Source organism: Qipengyuania sp. MTN3-11, from assembly GCF_042851825.1.
Taxonomy (GTDB): domain Bacteria; phylum Pseudomonadota; class Alphaproteobacteria; order Sphingomonadales; family Sphingomonadaceae; genus Qipengyuania.
Genome location: NZ_BTGM01000002.1, coordinates 449,771 through 467,727, shown reverse-complemented (window position 1 = coordinate 467,727; position 17,957 = coordinate 449,771). Strand labels below are relative to the sequence as shown.

Here is a 17,957-nt window from a genome sequence, read left to right as displayed (position 1 = left end):
ACGATGACGAACCGCATCCTGGCCCTGCCGCTCGTGCTGGCCTGTACCGCCTGCGGCACCGCGAGCTCGCGGCCCCTGGGCTTCGACGCCGCGCTGCCGCCACCGCCTGCCTATCTCGAGGCGCGCCATGCGGATGGCGCGATCTATCAGGCGAGCCACGGCTACGCGCCGCTCTACTACGGCAATCGCGCGTCGCGCGTCGGCGATCCGCTGACCGTCGTGCTCGTCGAACGCACGCAGACCAGCAAGTCGACCAGCGGCTCGACCAAGCGCGACGGCAGCCTCGGACTGACGTTGCCCGAATTCGTCGGGATCGACGAAGCCGATCTTAATGCCGCGGCGCGTGCGTCGTTCAAAGGTTCGGGCGACGCGTCCCAGGCAAGTTCGATCCGGGCGGACCTCACGGTGACCATCGCCGAGGTGCGGCCGAACGGAACGGCTCTGATCAGGGGGGAAAAGGTCATGCGCCTCAGTCAGGGCGACGAATGGGTGCAGCTCGCCGGGATCATCCGGCTGGCCGACATCGACCAGGACAACCGCATCGCCTCGATCCGGGTGGCCGATGCGCGCATCACCTATTCGGGGGCGGGATCGGTCCAGCAGGCCGGCCGCGAAGGCTGGCTGTCCCGCTTCTTCGGCGCGGTATCGCCCTTCTGATGGCCCGCCAAATGCTCCGCCGCCTCACCCTTGTCCTCGCGCTGATCGTCGCCGCGATGCCCCTGCCGGCGTCGGCCGAACGGGTGCGCGATCTCGGCCAGTTCCAGTCGGTCCGCTCGAACCAGCTGACGGGCTACGGCATCGTCGTCGGCCTCGACGGGTCGGGCGACGACAATTTCGCCTATCTGACACAGGCCATGCGCGGCGTTTCCGGTCGTCTCGGCCTCCAGCTTCCGCCGGGCGTCAACCCGGCGCTCAAGAACGCGGCGGCGGTCATCATCACCGCAGACCTTCCCGCCTTCGCCAAGCCGGGCCAGCGGATCGACGTCACCGTGTCGACCATGGGCAAGGCCAAGAGCCTGCGCGGCGGCGCGCTGATCATGACCCCGCTCTACGGCGCCGATGGCCAGGTCTATGCGATGGCGCAGGGCAACCTCGCGGTCGGCGGTCTCGGCGTGTCCGGCAAGGACGGGTCGAAGCTGACCGTGAACGTGCCGACCGTGGGCCGCATCGCCGACGGCGCAAGCGTCGAACAGGCGGTGGTCAGCAATTTCGACTTCAGCGAGGTTCTGCGCTGGAACCTGTTCAACGCCGATTTCCTCACCATGACGCGGGTGCGCGACGCCATCAATGCGGTCTATCCGGGGATGGCGCGGATCGAGGACGGGGTCACTCTCGCCCTCGCCATGCCGCCTGGCGCGGACACCCGCGCCGAGCTGATGGCCAATATCGAGATGCTTTCGGTCGAGCCCGCCGAACGCGCCGCCAGGGTCGTGATCAACAGCCGCACTGGGACCATCGTCATTTCCAGCGCGGTTCGCCTGGCGCCCGCGGCGATCAGCCACGGCAGCCTCGTGGTTCGCATCGACGAGGATCCGCTGGTCGTCCAGCCGGAGCCCTTTTCTCGGGGGCAGACCGCGCTCGAGCCCAGCAGCACGATCAGCGCCAGCCAGCAAGGCAGCGTGGTCACCGGCATCGGTCCGGGCGCTTCGCTCGCCGAGGTGGTGGACGCGCTCAACGCGCTGGGTGCGAGCCCGGCGGATCTGGTGGCGATCCTGGAAGGCCTGAAGCAGGCCGGCTCGCTGACCGCGGAACTGGTGATCATATGACCGCCCTGCCGATCAACCAGACTGGCCCCCAGCCGATCGCAACCGAGCGAACGCCCTCCCCTGCGCGCGAGGAATTGCGCCAGGCGGCGCAGCAGTTCGAGGCGATCCTCCTTCGCCAGATGCTGTCGAGCGCGCGAAGCACGGATTTCGGCGGCAACGACCTGTTCGGCGGCGAGGGCGAGGAAACCTTCCGCGAGATGCGCGATTCGCGCTTCGCGGAGATCACCGCGCAGTCCGGCCAACTCGGCTTCGCCACCGCCATCGAGGCGCAGCTCGCCCGGTTCCTGCCGGAAAGCGACGGCTGATGGCATCCGACCTCCTCTCGATCGCCGTCAGCGGTGCCCGCGCCGCGCGCGGAGCGCTGGACGTGACCGCGCAGAACATCGCCAACGCCTCGAGCGACGGCTATGTCAGGCGCAGCCTGCGGATCGAGGAAGTCTCGGCCTCGGGCGGCGCCGGACGGATCGGTGACATCTCCCTTTCCGGCGCGCGCATCGCCGAAATCCGCCGCAACGCCGATTCCTTCCTTCAGGGCGAGGTGCGCCGGACGTCCGGCGATCTCGCGCGCGCGGATGTCGAGCTCAAGGGCCTGTCCAACATGGAAAGCGCGCTCGAACAGTCGGGCGTGTTCACCTCGATCGTCGAATTCGAAGCGGCGCTGCAGCAGCTCGCCGGCAACCCGGTCGATCCTTCGCGCCGCGCCGCGGTGATCGGCGAGGCGCAGACGCTGGCCAGCAAGTTCAACATCACCGCATCGAGCTTCGATGCGGTTGGCGCCGGTCTGCGCTTCGATGCCGAAGCGGAGGTTTCCGAAGCGAACATCATCGGCGGCGAGCTCGCCCGCGTCAATCTGCGGCTGACCCGGGCGGGCAGCGGCAGTTCCGATCGCGCCGCTCTGCTCGATCAGCGCGACCAGCTGCTCGAACGCCTCGCCGGCTTCACGGCGATTTCCACGAATTTCGAGGCGGACGGGACCGTTTCGGTATCGCTCGGCACCAGCCCGGCCCGCAGCTTCGTGCAGGGTGGGAGCGCGAGCGTGCTCTCCTCGGCAACCGGCGCCGACGGAACTCTCAGCTATGCGGTGGACGGGCAGGCGATGACGCCAAGCTCGGGCAGCCTGGCGGGCGCGGCGCTGGCCCTGAATGATCTTGCCGCGGTCCGCACGCGGCTCGACACGATCGCCGCGGGGATCGCGAATACGGTGAACAGCGCCCAGGCCGCCGGCGTCGCGCTCGACGGCACGGCGGGGCAGCCGATCTTCGCCGGAACCACGGCGGCGACGCTGAGCGTGGTCATGAACGAGGGCAGGGGCATCGCCACCGCCCCCGCCGGCGCGGCCGCCGGAAGCCGCGACGATGCCAATCTCAACGCCCTGCGCCAGTCGCTCGCCGGGATCGATCCCGCGCAGCAGCTCAGCGGCCTCCTGTTCGATGTGTCGAGCAAGGTCGCCGGGCGCAAGGTCACTCAGAGTGCGCTCGATACGATCGCATCCTCGGCCAGGATTTCATTGGAACAGCAATCCGGCGTCGATCTCGACACCGAGGCCGCCAACCTCATCCGCTTCCAGCAGGCTTTCCAGGCCTCGGGCAGGGCGATGCAGACCGCCAGCGACATCTTCGACACACTTCTGGGGATCGGACGATGATCAATCTCAGCACGGGTGCTTTCTACGAGCGCAGCGCGCGACAGATCGGCAGCCTGCGCGCTCAGGCCGAGACGCTGCAGCAGCAGATCGGGACTGGCCAGCGGCTCGAGCGGTCTTCGGACGACCCGGTCGCCGCGGCCCGGCTGCGCATGCTCGCGCGGCAGGAGCGGATCGCGACAGTCGATTCGCGCAATTCGCAGCTCGCCCAGGCCGATCTTTCGTTGACCGATCAGACCCTTGCCTCGATCGCCGACGTGGTCGTGCGGGTGCGGGAACTCGCGGTCCAGGCTTCGGCAGCGACGATGAGCGACGAACAGCGGCAGGCGATCGGAACAGAAATCGTCGGCTTGCGCGAAAACCTGGTTCTCCTCGCCAACAGCCGCAACATCGCCGGCCATGCGCTGCTCGGCGGGCAGGCGACGGGCGCGGCCTACGTCGACACGGGCACCGCGGTCCAGTTCGTCGGTACCACCTCCGTGACGCCGCTGGAGATCGGCGAGGGACAGTCGGTCGATCCCGCTCTCGTCGGTCCCGACGTCTTCGAATTCACCGGTGCGAACGGCAACACCGATCTCTTCGCCGTCCTCGGCACCCTCGCCAGCGCGCTGTCCGGAGGCGGTCAGGCCGCGCTCGACGCGAGCACGGCAGCGCTCGGCGATCTCGATGCGGGGCTCGAGAAGGTCACGACGGCTCAGACCGTCGTCGGCTCCCGGCTCAACTGGGTCGATCTGATGGACGAGCGCCGCGAGAACAATGCCGAAAGAGTGGCCGACGAACGGCTCGATGTCGGGGGGGCGGACATCGCCACTACGATGACCCGGCTCCAGGAAACGCTCACCATACTCGAGGCGAGCCAGGCGAGCTTCGTTCGCCTCGCCAACCTCTCTCTGTTCTCGATCCTGCGCTGATCGCGCGTCTCAACGAAGGAAGTTCATCAAGATGTACGCGATCATCGGCATAGTCGTTCTGCTGGTCATGGTTTTCGGCGGCTTCATGCTCAGTGGCGGTTCCATGGGTCCGGTGCTGAAGGCGATGCCTTTCGAAATGCTGATCATCGGCGGTGCCGCGGTCGGCGCGCTGGTCGCAGGCAATTCGATCGAGGGTCTGAAGGCCATGGGCGGGGCGTTCGGCAAAATCTTCAAGGGGCCGCAGCACAACAAGCAGGACCATATCGACGCGATCGCGCTCACCTCGCAACTGATGCGCATGCTCAAGAACGATGGCCCCGTCGCGCTCGAGAGCCATCTCGAGGATCCCGGCAATTCGACCGTGTTCAGCGCCTATCCCAACCTGCTCAAGAACAAGCCGCTGATCGCCCTGATCTGCGATACGCTGACGCTGCTGGTGGTGTCCTCGGGCACGCTCGAGACCCATGCCGTCGAGGAAGTCATGGACAATGCGATGAAAACGCATTTCCACGAGCTTCACGAGCCGCAGCACAATCTCCAGACGCTGTCCGACGCCTTGCCGGCACTCGGCATCGTCGCCGCCGTCCTCGGCGTGGTGAAGACGATGGGCTCGATCGACCAGCCCCCGGAAATCCTCGGCAAGATGATCGGCGCGGCGCTGGTGGGAACCTTCCTCGGCGTGCTGTTAGCCTACGGCATCGTCGGCCCGCTGGCCGGCCGGCTCAAGCAGGTGCTGGAACAGGACGAGCAAATCTTCCACGCGGTCAAGCAGGTCATCATCGCCTCTCTCTACGGGCATCCGCAACCGCTGGTGGTGGAAAGCGCGCGTTCCGGCCTGGGGCATACCGTGCGACCGGGCCTGAACGAGCTTCTCGACGCGCTTCGGGGCCGCTGAGATGGCGAGCAAGCCCGCCGGACGCAACGATCCGGTTCCGATCATCGTCAAGAAGGTCACCGTCGTTCAGGGCGGGCATCATGGCGGCGCCTGGAAGGTCGCCTATGCCGACTTCGTCACGGCGATGATGGCGTTCTTCCTGCTGCTGTGGCTGCTCGGTGCGACCACAGAGGACCAGCGCAAGGGCCTGGCCGACTATTTCACGCCCACGCTGGTCAAGACCAAGGAACAGAGCGCCGGCTCGGACGGGTTGCTCGGCGGTTCGTCGCTGACCGATGTCGAGAACTATCCCCACGCCATGGGCCAGACCGGCACGAAGACGCTGACCGTGCCGCGCGACATGACCGGCGGCCCCAAGGAGGGTGCCGCGAAGATCAAGCGGATCCAGGAACGCGTGTCCGACGCGGTCGCCGAGGAGGAGCGGCTGAAGCGTCTCATGCGCCAGGTGCGCATGATCGATACCACGACCGGAATCCGCATCGACCTTGTCGACGACGCGAATTTCTCGATGTTCTCGCTCGGCACCACGGTGCTCACCGGAGATGCGCGCGGCTTGCTGGAGGTGGTGGCCAAGGCAATCGCGCCCGAGCACGGCAAGATTACCGTGCGCGGTCATACCGATGGGCTGCGCTATCGCGACACAAGGCTGGTCAACAACTGGTCGCTTTCCGCCGGCCGCGCCGAAGCGACGCGCCAGACGCTGATGCGTCAGGGTATCGGTGCCGACAGGTTCCGCAGGATTGAGGGCGTCGCCGACACCGAGCCCCTGATCCGCGACGACCCCACCGACCCGCGCAACCGCCGGATCTCGATTTCGCTCGAGCACTGATGCATCTTGCGGATCGGTCCACGCCCCATCCGCGGGCGGCTGGTTTGTTCAGTATGCGTTGGGGTGTGTAAGGACGCGGAAGGTACGCAGGAGGATGGCGATGTCGCGCCAGATGTCCCATCCTTCCATGTATTCCATGTCTGCCTGGAGCCTGTTCGTGAGGTCGGAGGCGTGCTGGGTGGCGCCGCGATGTCCGCGGATCTGGGCGAGCCCGGTGATGCCGGGCTTGAGCTGGTGGCGGTGCCAGTAGGTCTCGTCGATCTCCCAGAACAGGCGTTCGCCGGCGAGCGAGCCGAGCGCGTGCGGCCGCGGCCCGACCAGGCTCATGTCGCCGAGCAGGACGTTGACGAGCTGGGGCAGCTCGTCGATGCTGGTTGCGCGAATGATCCGGCCGACCCGGGTGATCCGCTCGTCGTCGCGACTGGCGGACCGATTGCCCTGGGCATCGCACCCTTCGGTGCGCATGCTGCGGAACTTGAGGACCGCGAACTGGCAGTTGCCCCTGCCGACCCGCGCTTGCCGGAAGAGTATCGGCCCCCGGTCCTCCAGCTTGATCGCCAGCGCGACCACCGCCAGCAGGGGCAGGACCAGGATCAGCAACGGGATCGTCAGCGCCAGGTCCAGGCCCCGCTTCTTGATGCGGTTGGCCAGGCTGAGCGGCTTGCGCGAGACCGACAGGGTCTGCCGGCCCTTGAAGGTGCCAAGGCCGATCGCGCCGACCGAGTTGGATTGTTCGACGAGGATCTCGCCATCGATGTTCGCGCCCTTGAGCATCAGCGACCAGGCCATCTGCCGCTCGGACACGCTCGCTATCACGATGCGGTCGAAGGCCCTGGCCAGCAGGCCGAACCGATGGAGCATCTCCGGATTGTCGAGCTCGGGCCTGATGCCCAGATGCCGGGCATCGACCGCATTGGCGAACACCTGGGTGTTATCGGGGGCCACCGCGTCCATCAGCACCAGTTCCTGAACCAGATTGCCCCTGATGGCTCTTCGCACGGACCGAACGTAGAGCGCCCGGGCGACCGCCAGGCTCGCGATCGTCGCAAGCGCGGTGATGCCCAGGGACAGGCGCGAGGTCTCGTCGGAATGCTTGAGGAAGAAGATCACCGCCAGGCAGCACAGCTGCGCCAGCACCAGCGACCTGACCCCGCGCCGCGCGCATTCGACGGGGTTCTTGAGAACGCCGAGCGCATAGGCCCGGCCATCGCCGGCGATGAGCGCGTAGAACGGCACGATCAGAAAGGTGAGCAGGGCATCGTAGCGCTCGCTCAGGGGTTCGATCAGGCTCAGCAGCGGCGGCAGGCCGGCGATGACGAGAAAGTCGAGCGCGACGAGGCCGGAAAAGAGGCGAACCCGGAGCGCCTTTTGCGAGGAGGACCTGCGAACATGGTGCCCCCAGGCGGCAACCGTCTCGAACCCTTGAAGATCGGACTGAACCGTCAAATCGCCCCCGCCACGCGTGGATGCCACACGGCACGCAATTGCCGTTGTGCATTGCAGCAAATACCATGAGCCGGGAAAAATCGCCAACGGATTCCGGAGACTGTCTCCAGGTGAGGCAGGTCGCGACACACCGGTCCGACCCCCGAGACGCGCGATGCCCGCGTGGGGGCAGCCTCAGATCAAAACGGTCGCCAGACCCCCGAGCGCGACGACGAAAAGAACCGGACCGGACCAGCGCGAAACGATCGCAACCGCCGTCTCAACCCCATCGAAAGCAAACCCATCCGACCCCGAACCCGCCGAATGTTGGCGAGTCGATGAAGCCAAACGGCCTGTCGCGAAAGAGCCTTCCGCGTTCATGGTGGTATCACGGGTCGCATCGCCTCGGTCGTATTGCGGCGAAACCGATGGCCTTTCCGCTGCGCGTGCAGACATGGCAAAACCTCTCATCCGGCGGCCATACCGTGTTTCACAGCGAACCCAAGTATTGGTAGAGCCTATTCAGATCCAATTCCCACCTCTCCTTTTCATTATTCGCTGCGCTTGTAAAGCTGGGTAGAGAAAAGTCTGCTCGTCAAAAATTCCGGTCGAGGTCCAATCACCCTTTCCGAAGAGTCCGACATCGCGCGCTCATCCTGCCGTTACCGGCCCGACGCGCGTTATTCGAAGGATATTGTCGCTGCCTGTCCCTGCGGGCTGGTGGAGGGAAAGATAGCTGGTCGCAGCAGGGGCAGTGAAGGTGAAACTGGGCGCACCATGGCTTGCACTGCTCGGTGTGGCCGGCGTCGCCGAGCCGCCGTTGGAACTCGCCGATACGCTGATTGTGGTCCCGCCGCTCGCCGAACTTCCTTCCACCTCGAGGATCGTCGCTACCGTATAGATCTCGCCGGGGGTAAGCCCTCCCATCGGAAAGGTGATGCGGTTGAAGTTGGGCCCCGAATTGGCTCTCGTCAGCACGACCTGCCTGCGCGCGGCATCCCAGGTCACGCCACCGCCGAACATCTGGCCGAAACCGGCGAAGCCGTTCTGTTCGCCGTCCCATGCATATTCGGGCGTGGGATCGGGCTCGGTGGATGCCAGGATAATCTTCCGCGTGACCGTCTCGCTGCCCAGAGCCGCTACGGGATCGAGCCGGGGGTAGAGTTTCTGACGGGTTCCGTCTGCGCTGATGTATTTCGTTGCGAACGCAGATGAGGCGCGAACGTCGTCGATCACGGTCACGGTCAGCCCCGTCCTAGGATCGCGGAAGGTCAGGCTGTCGTGGTCGTCCATCGCATAGTCGCCAACCCCCGAGATATCGACGGGGCCGGCGCCTGTCGGTGTGACCTCGCTGAACGCTGTCGAGAGCATGGTCATGTCCAGGAACACCTGGTCGAAACCGGCGTCCGATGCAGCCGTCGTGACGCTGGTGATACTGCCATCGGCATGCAGCGTAACCGTCTCGGAGATTTCCGCGATCGCTCCGCCGCCCCAGTCTATCGTCGCCGTATGCACCAATGCGAAGTCGGCGACATAATGTTGGCTCGTCAAATCCGGCACGGTCTCACGTGTGAATCCACCCACGCCAAACCCATGGTAGATGCCCCCGAAATCGCCCGGTGCGCCCGGTACCTGCAAGGCATATTGCTGCGAACCGCCGCCTTCGTAGAGGATTTGGGTCGCTTCTGTTTCCGGATCGCTCTCCACGGCCGGCAGGATGCGAAGGCCGCGGATGCGCCACCCACCGAAATTGGTGCCAAGGCTGATCGCGGGCGTGGTCGTGTCGCCGGCATTGCCTCGCATCAGATGAAGAGCCACTGCGCCCAGTTCGGCGTGCGGCGCCACCGCATAGGCTTCGTCGGATCCGTGGGGAACGATGCGAAGGACGGCCGGCGCCGAAACCGGGGGCGATACCCGCCGCTGTGTCGCGATTCCCAAAGCGATGCCGAGCCCCGTCATCAATCGATCACCAGCATGTCTGTGGCGGTTGTTCCGCTTGCGCGGATCATGGCCGGGCGAAAAGGCAGGAGCGTGCCCGCGGGCACGTTTCGCCAGGCGGTCTCCGTGCCGCTCTGATCGCGCATGACGAGGTCGCCTGTGCCACCGACGTAGACCGCCCGGGGAAGGAACGGGAGCGATTGGAGATCGCTTGGAGTAACCATTTCCGCACGCGTGGCGGGAGCGGAGAGACCCGGCGCGAAGTTTTCGAAGCGGTCGATCATATGCCAGTCCTTTTCCAAACAACCGATGTGGTCATTACGATATAACCGCATTGGCACAAAACCTACATTACAATATACTATTTTTGGAATGATGACGGGTGGTAGATTGGATAAGGAGCGATGGCGGTTGGCGGACCGAGCGCCACCTTTCCGGTTCGCCAACAGATCACCACCCGAAACAAAGCTCGGTTGGTCTATGGATCTCGGTGGCTGGTCGTACTTCGGGGACAGAAGCGCGCGGCGCGACGGTACCCGAGCGATCGGGAATTGCCTATCCGGTTGTCGAAACCAACGGTCGGGTCAGCGTCGCACGCTTTCCAGCCGCTTGAGATAGCGCGCAAGAACGTCGATCTCGAGATTGACGCGGTCGCCCTCCTTCAGCGCTCCGAGCGTCGTCACCTCGGCAGTGTGCGGGATGATGTTCAGGGCGAAATCGCAGGTGCCATCCGGGCGGTCGCGCACGTCGTTGACCGTCAGGGAGACGCCATCGACGGTTATCGAACCCTTTTCCGCGATGAAGGGGCAGATCGCGCGCGAGGCTCGGATCGCGAGGCGGATCGAACCGTTTTCGGCCTTCGCCATGCGTACGTCCCCGACGCCGTCGACATGGCCGGTAACGAGGTGGCCGCCGAGCTCGTCGCCGACCCGCAAGGCCGGTTCGAGATTGAGACGCCGACCCTTCTCCCACATGTCCGGAACGGTGCGACGCATGGTTTCGACCGACACATCCACGGTGAACCAGGCATCCCCTTTCTCCCCGCCGCGATCGACGACGGTAAGGCATACGCCCGAACAGGATATGGACGCCCCGATGGCAATCGTACCGGGGTCGAAGGGGGCGCGGACCGTTACCTGAGCGCCGCCGTGCTGCTCCACGCTCTGGATGCTGCCGATGGCGGTGACGATACCGGTAAACATGTCCGCTCTATCCCTCCCGCAGCCGCCGATAGGCCTCGAAGCCGTCGCTGCCAAGGCGGCAGTTCTCCACGAGCGCCCAGCGGCCATGCGCCTCGTCCAGCGCGCCGAGACCGATATCCTCGATGGCTGGGCGGCCGCTGCCGATCAGGATCGGGGCGCGGTAGATATCGAGCCGGTCGACGAGATCGGCGGCCAAGAAGGCCGCCGCGGTGCCGGCCCCGCCTTCGATATAGAGATACTGCGTGTCCTTGAGGTCCGCGATATCCTGCGGCGTGGAGATCGCTTGCGCACCCTTCGGCGCTTCGCCGCGGGTCAGGACGAGACGGCGCGGCGACCGATCTTCGAGCCCGGACAGTCGGACGTCGAGGGCGGGCGCATCGTCGCGCCAGGTACCGCCGCCCACGAGGATGGCATCGGCCAGGGCCCGGCGCGAATGGACATGCGCGCGCGCCATCTCTCCGGTGATCCAGCGGCTCGATCCGTCGGGAAGCGCGATCCGCCCGTCGAGGGACAGGGCGAGCTTGAGCGTGACGTGCGGGCGACCCAGGCGCCGCTGAACGAGATAGCCGGCAAGGCTGTCGCGGCTCGGCGTGTGGTCGAGAAGCTGGACGCCGATCCCGGCCGCGCGCAGCCGCGCTATGCCCTTTCCGGCGGTACGCGGATCGGGATCCCCGCAGCCGACGATGACCCGCGCCGGCGCGGCATCGGCAAGGAGTTCGGCACAGGCGGGGCCGCGTTCCGATCGATGGGCGCAGGGTTCGAGCGTGACGAAGACGTCCGCGCCACGCACCGCGGAACCTGCCTGTTGGAGCGCCGCGGCCTCGGCATGGGGGCGGCCGCCGGGCCGTGTCCAGCCGCGTCCGACGATCACCCCATCGCGGACGATGATAGCTCCGACGGCGGGGTTTGGTCGGCTCGACGGCCGGCCGCGCATCGCGAGGCGGGCGGCGGCATCGAGCCAGTCGGCGTCACTCGGAATCGCTGCCGCTCCCGGCGTTGGCATTCAGCCGCGCCGCGCGCCGGGCCTCCTCCCGTGCCTGTTCGGCGGCGATCTCGGCTTCCATCGCATCGACATCGAGGCCCGTCGCGCGGCCGAGCTCGCGATACATGTCGCGGACCTTTTCGTCGCGTTCGGCCTGAAGCGCGCGCAGGCGGTCGTTGTAGCGCTGGTTCTCAAGGATCGACTGGCGGATTTCCGCGTCGGTGCGGCCTTCCGGGAACGTCGAGATCAGCGTCACCTCGGGGCGTGGGGGCGGCAGGACCACACGTTCGCCCGTCGCCCACCAGACCGTCAGCAGCATGGGTATCGCGGAGGCGATCAGGATCGGCCAGCGATAGGGGTTGGGCTTGCGGAATTCGGTCCAGAAGTCGCGGATACCGCCCGCGGGATTGAATCGGCTGACCATACGCATGATGCAAAGATAGGGCTTCCGGCCCGCCGACGCTAGCCGAAGTCGGCGTAAAGTCCGCGGCCGCGGGCACGCAGCCAGCCGTCGGCCTCTTCGAGAGAACCGCCGTAGATCGTTTCCAGCAGGGCATGGAATGATGGCGAGTGATCGAAATGGACCAGATGCGCGACTTCGTGGGCGACCACCGAGCGGCGAACGAAATCGGGGGCCTGGACCAGCCGCCAGTTGATCCGCACCACGCCGCTGCTCGAACAGCTGCCCCAGCGACGCTGCGCTCGGCTCAATCGGATGTCGGGCACGTCGCGGTGGGCCCGAGGGGCGAATTCGGCAAGATCGGCGCGCATCAGCGCCAGCGCCTCTCCCTCGAGCCAGCGCTGGAGCCGGCTCGACAGTGTTTCATTCGGGCCACCGATGCGCAGGACGTTCCCGATGTGCGCGGGTTTGCGGGGAAGATCGGCGCGCCAGTCGATGACGAGTTCCGCGCCCCGATGGCGAAGGGTGCCGCGTGCCACCGGGTCCTGCGCTTGCGGAACCTTGGCGAGCTGGGTCTCGAGCCACTTGCGGCGAATAGCGGCGAAGCGCACTGCTTCATCGGTGCGGCACCAGCGCGGCAGCGTGATCCGCACCGCACTGCCGTCGGGCGCCAGGCGCAAGGTCAACCGGGTGGCGCGCGGATGGCGCCTGATATCGATCGGGACGATGCGGCCTGAAAGCTCGATCGTCGGCGAGCGCCCGGTCTCGCGCAGCCATTCGATCATACGGGATCGCGCTCCGTTTCCCATTCGACGATGTGATGTTCCAGCGGTCCGGCCTTGGTCTCGCTGATCACGCGCCCGGCAGCCGAAACGCCGGCGCGCACCACCGCCTCGCGGTCGCCCGAAAGCAGGTAGTGCCATGACGGGAGCGGGCGGCCTTTGGCGCGGCGGGTGTAGGCGCAGGTTTCCGGCAGCCACTCGATCTCGCGCGCGAGCTTCGCGGTCAGTTGCAGGCAGTCGGGGACAAAGGCCTTGCGGTTCCTGTAGTCGCGACAGCCGGCCGAAGCGCAATCGAGCAGCTTGCAGGCGACATTCGTGTCGGCAATCTCGCCGGTATCCTCGTCCTCCACCTTATGCAGGCAGCAGCGCCCGCAACCGTCGCAGAGCGCTTCCCATTCGGCGCGTGTGAGGCGATCCAGCGGCAGCTCCCAGAACCGCTCTCTCAGCGCACCCATTTTTCCAGCTCCGCCGCGACGGCCTGAGGTCCGAGATCGGTGGGCAGCGTTGCGAGCGGCTTCCCATCCGGTCCGAACAGCAGGGTGAGGTTGGAATGGCCGACGAGATAGCCGGCCTCGCCGCGCTCCTCCGGCGGCGGCACGCTGAAGCTCGCGCCGAATTCCTTCGCCGTCGCCTCGAGATCGTCTGGCGATCCGGTCATGCCGATCAGGCGCGGATGAAACGCGTCGGTGAACTGGGTCAGCACTTCGGGGGTGTCGCGATCGGGATCGACGCTGACGAACAGCGGCTGGACCTTGGCCGCGCGGTCGGGGTGCTCCTCGGCGAACTGGCGCAGCCCGGCCATCGCGCGCTGATTGTCGGTGGGGCATACGTCGGGGCAGAAGGCATAACCGAAGTAGATCGTCCGGTACTGCCCGGCGAAATCGTTCCAGCTCACCTGATTCCCATCTTCCCCGGTCAGGGTGAAGTCGCCGCCCAGCGCCGCGCCTTCGAGAGGGGGCGGGTCGGCGGGTGCGGACGGCCCGCAAGCAGCGATCGACAGGGAGAGGGCGAGGGGCGCGAAAAAGCGGAGCATGGTATCGTGGTTCATGGTCTGCTAAACCGCGCGGAGCAAGGGGACAGGACCCCGAACTGCGCAGAAATCGAAGGACTGACAGGCACCATGCGCGCGATTTTCGTTTCCACTGCTCTGGCGGCTGCTCTGCTCGCGCCGACACCGACCAGTGCACAGAATTTTTCCGCCGGCTACGAGTTCTTAAAGGCGGTCCGCGATCGTGACGGGGATGTCGTCACCGATGCGCTGAACAAGCCGGGGACGACGATCGTCAACACGCGCGACATGAGCAGTGGCGAAAGTGCCCTCCATATCGTCACTCAGCGGCGTGACCTCACGTGGATACGTTTCCTCACCGGCAAGGGCGCCAATCCCAATGTCGAGGACAAACACGGGACCACCCCGTTGCAGCTTGCCGCCGATCTCGGGTTCATCGACGGGGCCGAGGCGCTGCTGAAGGCCGGGGCCCGGGTCGACGTGACCAATGTGGCCGGGGAAACGCCGCTGATCTCTGCCGTCCATCGGCGTGATACCGCGATGATCCGGCTGCTGTTGAAGAATGGTGCGAATCCCGAGCGTACCGACAATTCGGGCCGTTCTGCGCGCGATTACGCGATGCTCGCCACCGCCAACGCCCAATTGCTCGAGGCCTTCGACAGCGCCGACAAGGCGCGCGCCGGCGAAGGGCCGAGTTACGGGCCGGAGATAGGATGATCGCGGACGATCCAACCCCCGCGGACATGACTCTCGACGAACTGCGCCTCCACCTCGCGCCGTCGGTAGCCGATGCGGCGATCTTCGACGGATGGAGCGAGGAGGCGCTTGAGATGGCGGCGACGCAGGCGGGGATCGATCCCGATGTTGCTCGTCTGGCCTACACGCAATCCGCCGGGGGCATGGCGATGGACATGATCCGTGCCTGGATCGAGACGATCGATGCCGCCATGGGCGAAGCCCTGCCGGCGGAGCGGCTCGCCCGGATGCCGATCCGGGAGCGCATCCGCAGCCTCGTCCAGTTCCGCCTCGACGCGGTGCGAGGGCGGGAGGAATCGCTGCGCCGCGCGCTTGCGATTATGGCGATGCCGCAGAACGTCGCCGCCACGCTCAAGACCGGTTGGCACAGTGCCGATGTCATGTGGCGCCTCGCGGGCGATACCGCGACCGATTACAATCACTACACCAAGCGCGCGATCCTAGCCTCGATCTATGGCGCGACGCTGGCGGTGCTCGTGGACGACGAGAGCGACGACAAGGCCGAAACCCGCGCCTTCCTCGACCGCAGAATCGAGGGCGTGATGCGGTTCGAGAAGGCCAAGGCGAAATGGCTCGCCCCGGATCGCGACAGTTTCAGCGTCACGCGATTTCTCGGTCGGCTCCGTTATCCGGCGCGCTGACAGGCGCTATTGATAATCGGTTGCAATTGACCGCGGGCTTCTGCAAGGCGCGCTGGCGATGACGCTCGATGCTCTGGATTCTGGAAGGCCGGCGACGATCACGGCGGTCGACTGGTCGGTCGTGGCCGCCGACGAGGCCAAGCGGCTGCGCGCGCTGGGCGTGGACGAGGGGGTCGAGATTTCCGTCACCCACCGCGGTGTGTTCGGCACCCGCGACCCCATTGCCATCAGGCTTGGCCGCACCATGATCGCTTTGCGCCGTGCCCATGCCCTCGCGATCGAGGTGGAGGCCGCGTGAGCCGCGACGATCCGACCCGAAGCCGCACCGTGGCCTTGGTGGGCAATCCCAATGCGGGCAAGTCGGCACTGTTCAACGCCCTTACCGGGGCACGGCAGAAGATCGCCAATTACCCCGGGGTGACCGTGGAGCGGAAGGCGGGGCGGTTGCAGCTGCCCGGCGGCGACGCTCTCGAACTGATCGACCTGCCCGGTTCCTACAGCTTCGATGCCGCAAGTCCCGACGAGGAAGTGACCCGCAAGGTCGTCCACGGCGAATTTCCCGGAGAACGCCAGCCGGACGTGCTGGTGCTGGTGCTCGATGCGGCCAATCTCGAGCAGCATCTGGTCTTCGTCCAGGAGGTGCTCGAGCTCGGCCGTCCCACAGTGGTTGCGCTCAACATGATCGATCTTGCCGAACGCGACGGTCTGACGCTCGACCCCGCGGCATTGTCCGAAGCGCTCGGCGTTCCCGTGATCCCCACCGTGGCGGTGCGCCGCAAGGGGCTGGACGAACTCGTCGGCGCCATCGCCGCAGCCGAGGCCCATGCCGACGAGAAGGCCCATGCACGTTGGCACCTGACCCTGCCGGAACGGCGACTGGCTGCCAAGCACATGGCGCGCGGAACGATCCTGTCGCAATCCACCAGGCATACGGTCGAAAGCGGCGTCGACCGGGTCCTGCTGAACCCCTGGGTCGGGCCGGTCATCCTGTTCGCTCTGCTGTTCGTGATCTTCCAGGCCGTGTTCGCCTGGGCGACCCCCTTCGCCGATGCGCTGGAGGGCGGGGTGGGCGCGTTGTCCGCCGCCGTCACCGATACGCTGCCCGAAGGATTCCTGCGCGATGCGATCACCGAAGGCGTGCTTGCCGGGGTCGGCTCGGTGGTCGTGTTCCTGCCGCAGATCGTGATCCTGTTCTTCTTCATCCTCATCATGGAAGCGACCGGCTACATGGCCCGCGCCGCGTTTCTCATGGACCGGTTGATGGCGGGGGTCGGCCTTTCGGGCAAAAGCTTCATCCCGCTGCTCTCCAGCTTCGCCTGCGCGATCCCGGGGATCATGGCGACGCGCTCGATCAGCGATCCGAAGGACCGGCTGACGACCATCCTGGTCGCTCCGCTGATGACCTGCTCGGCGCGGCTTCCGGTCTATGCGGTGATCATCGCGGCCTTCATTCCCGCAACCACCGTCGGCCCGGGCATCGGCCTGCAGGGGCTGGTGCTGTTCGCGCTCTATGTCGCGGGCATCGTCGGCGCGATGGTGGTCGCGCTGGTGCTGCGCGGCACGCTGGCCAAGGGCGCAGCGAGCGGCTTCATCATGGAGATGCCCCGCTACCAGATGCCGCGGCTCAAGGACCTTGCCATCGGGCTGTGGCAGCGCGCCTGGGTGTTCCTGCGTCGGGCGGGCACGATCATATTCGTCGCCACCATCGCCCTGTGGCTGCTGCTCAGTTTTCCGCAGGCCGAACCGGGCGAGAGCCAGCTCGACGCGAGCTTCGCAGGGTCTATCGCCGACGGGCTCCATCCAGTGCTCGAGCCGATCGGCTTCAATCGGGAGATGAGCCTGGCGCTCATTCCGGCGCTGGCCGCGCGCGAGGTCGCGGTGTCGGCGCTCGCCACCACCTACGCCGTCGATGCCGAGGACGAGGATGTCGCCGCGCAGGGCGTCACCGACAGGATCGCCGGGCTGTGGAGCCTGCCGACCGCACTCGCTTTCCTCGCCTGGTTCGTCTTCGCCCCGCAGTGCCTCTCGACCATCGCCGTGACCCGGCGCGAGACCAATTCGTGGCGCTGGCCGATCTTCATGACCGTCTATCTTTTCGCGCTGGCGTGGATATTCGCCGGGCTGACCTACTGGATCGCCGTGGCAGCGGGCTTGTAGCCCCGATCGCGAAAAAAGCGGGATTGGGCACTGGCCCCTGTCCCGCCCGTTCGATAGTCCGCGAACGAACAGTTACGAAGGGACGAATCGATGGCCGGTAGCCTCAACAAAGTCATGCTGATCGGAAATCTCGGGCAGGACCCGGAAGTCCGCAGCTTCCAGAACGGCGGCAAGGTGTGCAACCTGCGCATCGCGACGAGCGAGCAGTGGAAGGATCGCAACACCGGCGAACGCCAGGAACGCACCGAATGGCACACGGTCGCGATCTTTTCCGAAGGGCTGATCAACGTCTGCGAGAACTATCTCAAGAAGGGCAGCAAGGTCTTCATCGAAGGCCAGCTCCAGACCCGCAAGTGGCAGGACCAGAACGGCCAGGACCGCTACAGCACCGAAGTCGTGCTGCGCGGCTTCAACGGCACGCTGACCATGCTCGACGGCGCGGGCGGCAGCGGTGGCGGCGGCGGTGGCCAGCGCAGCGGCGGCGGCTGGAACCAGGGGGGCGGCGGTCAGTCCTCAGGCGGGGGTGACGACTGGCGCGGCGGCGGCAACAAGGGTTCGGGCTCCGGTTCGGGCGGCGGATCGAATTACGACGATCTCGACGACGACATCCCCTTCTGATCCG

Annotated in this window: 21 protein-coding genes; 12 read left to right on the top strand and 9 right to left on the bottom strand. The window is 66.3% G+C overall.

The genetic code is table 11. The features are described from left to right. Nucleotides 1-3 precede the first annotated feature (3 nt). Genes ACGHN1_RS09460 through ACGHN1_RS09430 form a run of 7 tightly spaced genes read left to right on the top strand, consistent with a single transcriptional unit; the run spans nucleotide 4 to nucleotide 6,043 of the window. A complete protein-coding gene (locus tag ACGHN1_RS09460) occupies nucleotides 4-657 on the top strand; it encodes a flagellar basal body L-ring protein FlgH (protein WP_390550648.1) in 654 nt (217 codons plus the stop codon). Continuing rightward, entirely contained in the window at nucleotides 657-1,766 is a 1,110-nt protein-coding gene (locus ACGHN1_RS09455) for a flagellar basal body P-ring protein FlgI (protein WP_390550646.1), read from the top strand. Before ACGHN1_RS09460 ends, ACGHN1_RS09455 begins: the two co-directional genes overlap by 1 nt. Beyond that, the gene (locus tag ACGHN1_RS09450; protein ID WP_390550644.1) at nucleotides 1,763-2,071 is read left to right on the top strand and encodes a rod-binding protein; all 309 of its coding nucleotides are present in this window, start codon (nucleotides 1,763-1,765) and stop codon (nucleotides 2,069-2,071) included. Before ACGHN1_RS09455 ends, ACGHN1_RS09450 begins: the two co-directional genes overlap by 4 nt. Continuing rightward, nucleotides 2,071-3,411: a flagellar hook-associated protein FlgK gene (gene flgK / locus ACGHN1_RS09445; RefSeq protein ID WP_390550642.1), complete on the top strand. Its 1,341-nt coding sequence runs from the start codon at nucleotides 2,071-2,073 to the stop codon at nucleotides 3,409-3,411. Before ACGHN1_RS09450 ends, flgK begins: the two co-directional genes overlap by 1 nt. Then, on the top strand, nucleotides 3,408-4,319 hold the full coding sequence (flgL, locus tag ACGHN1_RS09440) for a flagellar hook-associated protein FlgL (RefSeq protein WP_390550640.1): 912 nt from the start codon (nucleotides 3,408-3,410) through the stop codon (nucleotides 4,317-4,319). The genes flgK and flgL overlap by 4 nt, the downstream gene beginning before the upstream one ends. A gap of 31 nt (nucleotides 4,320-4,350) precedes the next feature. Continuing rightward, nucleotides 4,351-5,214: a flagellar motor stator protein MotA gene (gene motA / locus ACGHN1_RS09435; protein ID WP_390550638.1), complete on the top strand. Its 864-nt coding sequence runs from the start codon at nucleotides 4,351-4,353 to the stop codon at nucleotides 5,212-5,214. Nucleotide 5,215: 1 nt separating this feature from the next. After that, the gene (locus ACGHN1_RS09430; RefSeq protein ID WP_390550636.1) at nucleotides 5,216-6,043 is read left to right on the top strand and encodes a flagellar motor protein MotB; all 828 of its coding nucleotides are present in this window, start codon (nucleotides 5,216-5,218) and stop codon (nucleotides 6,041-6,043) included. A 48-nt stretch (nucleotides 6,044-6,091) separates the two neighbouring features. Here ACGHN1_RS09430 and ACGHN1_RS09425 read toward each other — a convergent pair whose 3' ends face one another. The 9 genes from ACGHN1_RS09425 to ACGHN1_RS09385 form a co-directional block, all read right to left on the bottom strand. After that, on the bottom strand, nucleotides 6,092-7,516 hold the full coding sequence (locus tag ACGHN1_RS09425) for a sugar transferase (RefSeq protein WP_390550634.1): 1,425 nt from the start codon (nucleotides 7,514-7,516) through the stop codon (nucleotides 6,092-6,094). Between the two features lie 603 nt (nucleotides 7,517-8,119). Beyond that, the gene (locus tag ACGHN1_RS09420; RefSeq protein ID WP_390550632.1) at nucleotides 8,120-9,427 is read right to left on the bottom strand and encodes a hypothetical protein; all 1,308 of its coding nucleotides are present in this window, start codon (nucleotides 9,425-9,427) and stop codon (nucleotides 8,120-8,122) included. After that, the gene (locus ACGHN1_RS09415) at nucleotides 9,427-9,690 is read right to left on the bottom strand and encodes a hypothetical protein (protein WP_390550630.1); all 264 of its coding nucleotides are present in this window, start codon (nucleotides 9,688-9,690) and stop codon (nucleotides 9,427-9,429) included. The genes ACGHN1_RS09420 and ACGHN1_RS09415 overlap by 1 nt, the downstream gene beginning before the upstream one ends. A 300-nt stretch (nucleotides 9,691-9,990) precedes the next feature. Then, nucleotides 9,991-10,608: a riboflavin synthase gene (locus ACGHN1_RS09410; RefSeq protein WP_390550628.1), complete on the bottom strand. Its 618-nt coding sequence runs from the start codon at nucleotides 10,606-10,608 to the stop codon at nucleotides 9,991-9,993. A gap of 7 nt (nucleotides 10,609-10,615) precedes the next feature. After that, entirely contained in the window at nucleotides 10,616-11,611 is a 996-nt protein-coding gene (gene ribD, locus ACGHN1_RS09405; protein ID WP_390550625.1) for a bifunctional diaminohydroxyphosphoribosylaminopyrimidine deaminase/5-amino-6-(5-phosphoribosylamino)uracil reductase RibD, read from the bottom strand. Then, a complete protein-coding gene (locus tag ACGHN1_RS09400) occupies nucleotides 11,577-12,020 on the bottom strand; it encodes a hypothetical protein (protein WP_390550623.1) in 444 nt (147 codons plus the stop codon). Before ACGHN1_RS09400 ends, ribD begins: the two co-directional genes overlap by 35 nt. 32 nt (nucleotides 12,021-12,052) lie before the next feature. Further along, a complete protein-coding gene (locus ACGHN1_RS09395) occupies nucleotides 12,053-12,775 on the bottom strand; it encodes a M48 family metallopeptidase (RefSeq protein WP_390550621.1) in 723 nt (240 codons plus the stop codon). After that, a complete protein-coding gene (locus tag ACGHN1_RS09390; protein ID WP_390550619.1) occupies nucleotides 12,772-13,227 on the bottom strand; it encodes a YcgN family cysteine cluster protein in 456 nt (151 codons plus the stop codon). Before ACGHN1_RS09390 ends, ACGHN1_RS09395 begins: the two co-directional genes overlap by 4 nt. Then, nucleotides 13,215-13,805: an SCO family protein gene (locus ACGHN1_RS09385; protein ID WP_390550617.1), complete on the bottom strand. Its 591-nt coding sequence runs from the start codon at nucleotides 13,803-13,805 to the stop codon at nucleotides 13,215-13,217. Before ACGHN1_RS09385 ends, ACGHN1_RS09390 begins: the two co-directional genes overlap by 13 nt. 87 nt (nucleotides 13,806-13,892) lie before the next feature. Here ACGHN1_RS09385 and ACGHN1_RS09380 point away from each other — a divergent pair, with 87 nt between their 5' ends. The 5 genes from ACGHN1_RS09380 to ssb all read left to right on the top strand — a co-directional run bounded on the left by ACGHN1_RS09380 (nucleotide 13,893) and on the right by ssb (nucleotide 17,953). After that, a complete protein-coding gene (locus ACGHN1_RS09380; RefSeq protein ID WP_390550615.1) occupies nucleotides 13,893-14,498 on the top strand; it encodes an ankyrin repeat domain-containing protein in 606 nt (201 codons plus the stop codon). Next, nucleotides 14,495-15,178, top strand: coding sequence for a COQ9 family protein (locus ACGHN1_RS09375; RefSeq protein ID WP_390550613.1), 684 nt, complete (start codon nucleotides 14,495-14,497; stop codon nucleotides 15,176-15,178). Before ACGHN1_RS09380 ends, ACGHN1_RS09375 begins: the two co-directional genes overlap by 4 nt. A 58-nt stretch (nucleotides 15,179-15,236) precedes the next feature. Next, nucleotides 15,237-15,476: a ferrous iron transport protein A gene (locus ACGHN1_RS09370; protein WP_390550611.1), complete on the top strand. Its 240-nt coding sequence runs from the start codon at nucleotides 15,237-15,239 to the stop codon at nucleotides 15,474-15,476. After that, nucleotides 15,473-17,335, top strand: a complete 1,863-nt coding sequence (locus ACGHN1_RS09365; protein ID WP_390550609.1) for a ferrous iron transporter B — start codon at nucleotides 15,473-15,475, stop codon at nucleotides 17,333-17,335. The genes ACGHN1_RS09370 and ACGHN1_RS09365 overlap by 4 nt, the downstream gene beginning before the upstream one ends. Before the next feature lie 90 nt (nucleotides 17,336-17,425). Further along, on the top strand, nucleotides 17,426-17,953 hold the full coding sequence (ssb, locus tag ACGHN1_RS09360; protein WP_390550607.1) for a single-stranded DNA-binding protein: 528 nt from the start codon (nucleotides 17,426-17,428) through the stop codon (nucleotides 17,951-17,953). The last annotated feature ends 4 nt before the right edge of the window (nucleotides 17,954-17,957 follow it).

What these genes read in the sequence shown, in the direction of transcription:
- ACGHN1_RS09460 (WP_390550648.1), top strand. Translation starts at nt 4, where the DNA reads ATGACGAACCGCATCCTGGCCCTGCCGCTCGTGCTGGCCTGTACCGCC.
- ACGHN1_RS09455 (WP_390550646.1), top strand. Translation starts at nt 657, where the DNA reads ATGGCCCGCCAAATGCTCCGCCGCCTCACCCTTGTCCTCGCGCTGATC.
- ACGHN1_RS09450 (WP_390550644.1), top strand. Translation starts at nt 1,763, where the DNA reads ATGACCGCCCTGCCGATCAACCAGACTGGCCCCCAGCCGATCGCAACC.
- flgK (WP_390550642.1), top strand. Translation starts at nt 2,071, where the DNA reads ATGGCATCCGACCTCCTCTCGATCGCCGTCAGCGGTGCCCGCGCCGCG.
- flgL (WP_390550640.1), top strand. Translation starts at nt 3,408, where the DNA reads ATGATCAATCTCAGCACGGGTGCTTTCTACGAGCGCAGCGCGCGACAG.
- motA (WP_390550638.1), top strand. Translation starts at nt 4,351, where the DNA reads ATGTACGCGATCATCGGCATAGTCGTTCTGCTGGTCATGGTTTTCGGC.
- ACGHN1_RS09430 (WP_390550636.1), top strand. Translation starts at nt 5,216, where the DNA reads ATGGCGAGCAAGCCCGCCGGACGCAACGATCCGGTTCCGATCATCGTC.
- ACGHN1_RS09420 (WP_390550632.1), bottom strand. Translation starts at nt 9,427, where the DNA reads ATGACGGGGCTCGGCATCGCTTTGGGAATCGCGACACAGCGGCGGGTA.
- ACGHN1_RS09415 (WP_390550630.1), bottom strand. Translation starts at nt 9,690, where the DNA reads ATGATCGACCGCTTCGAAAACTTCGCGCCGGGTCTCTCCGCTCCCGCC.
- ACGHN1_RS09410 (WP_390550628.1), bottom strand. Translation starts at nt 10,608, where the DNA reads ATGTTTACCGGTATCGTCACCGCCATCGGCAGCATCCAGAGCGTGGAG.
- ribD (WP_390550625.1), bottom strand. Translation starts at nt 11,611, where the DNA reads ATGCCAACGCCGGGAGCGGCAGCGATTCCGAGTGACGCCGACTGGCTC.
- ACGHN1_RS09400 (WP_390550623.1), bottom strand. Translation starts at nt 12,020, where the DNA reads ATGCGTATGGTCAGCCGATTCAATCCCGCGGGCGGTATCCGCGACTTC.
- ACGHN1_RS09395 (WP_390550621.1), bottom strand. Translation starts at nt 12,775, where the DNA reads ATGATCGAATGGCTGCGCGAGACCGGGCGCTCGCCGACGATCGAGCTT.
- ACGHN1_RS09390 (WP_390550619.1), bottom strand. Translation starts at nt 13,227, where the DNA reads ATGGGTGCGCTGAGAGAGCGGTTCTGGGAGCTGCCGCTGGATCGCCTC.
- ACGHN1_RS09385 (WP_390550617.1), bottom strand. Translation starts at nt 13,805, where the DNA reads ATGCTCCGCTTTTTCGCGCCCCTCGCCCTCTCCCTGTCGATCGCTGCT.
- ACGHN1_RS09380 (WP_390550615.1), top strand. Translation starts at nt 13,893, where the DNA reads ATGCGCGCGATTTTCGTTTCCACTGCTCTGGCGGCTGCTCTGCTCGCG.
- ACGHN1_RS09375 (WP_390550613.1), top strand. Translation starts at nt 14,495, where the DNA reads ATGATCGCGGACGATCCAACCCCCGCGGACATGACTCTCGACGAACTG.
- ACGHN1_RS09370 (WP_390550611.1), top strand. Translation starts at nt 15,237, where the DNA reads ATGACGCTCGATGCTCTGGATTCTGGAAGGCCGGCGACGATCACGGCG.
- ssb (WP_390550607.1), top strand. Translation starts at nt 17,426, where the DNA reads ATGGCCGGTAGCCTCAACAAAGTCATGCTGATCGGAAATCTCGGGCAG.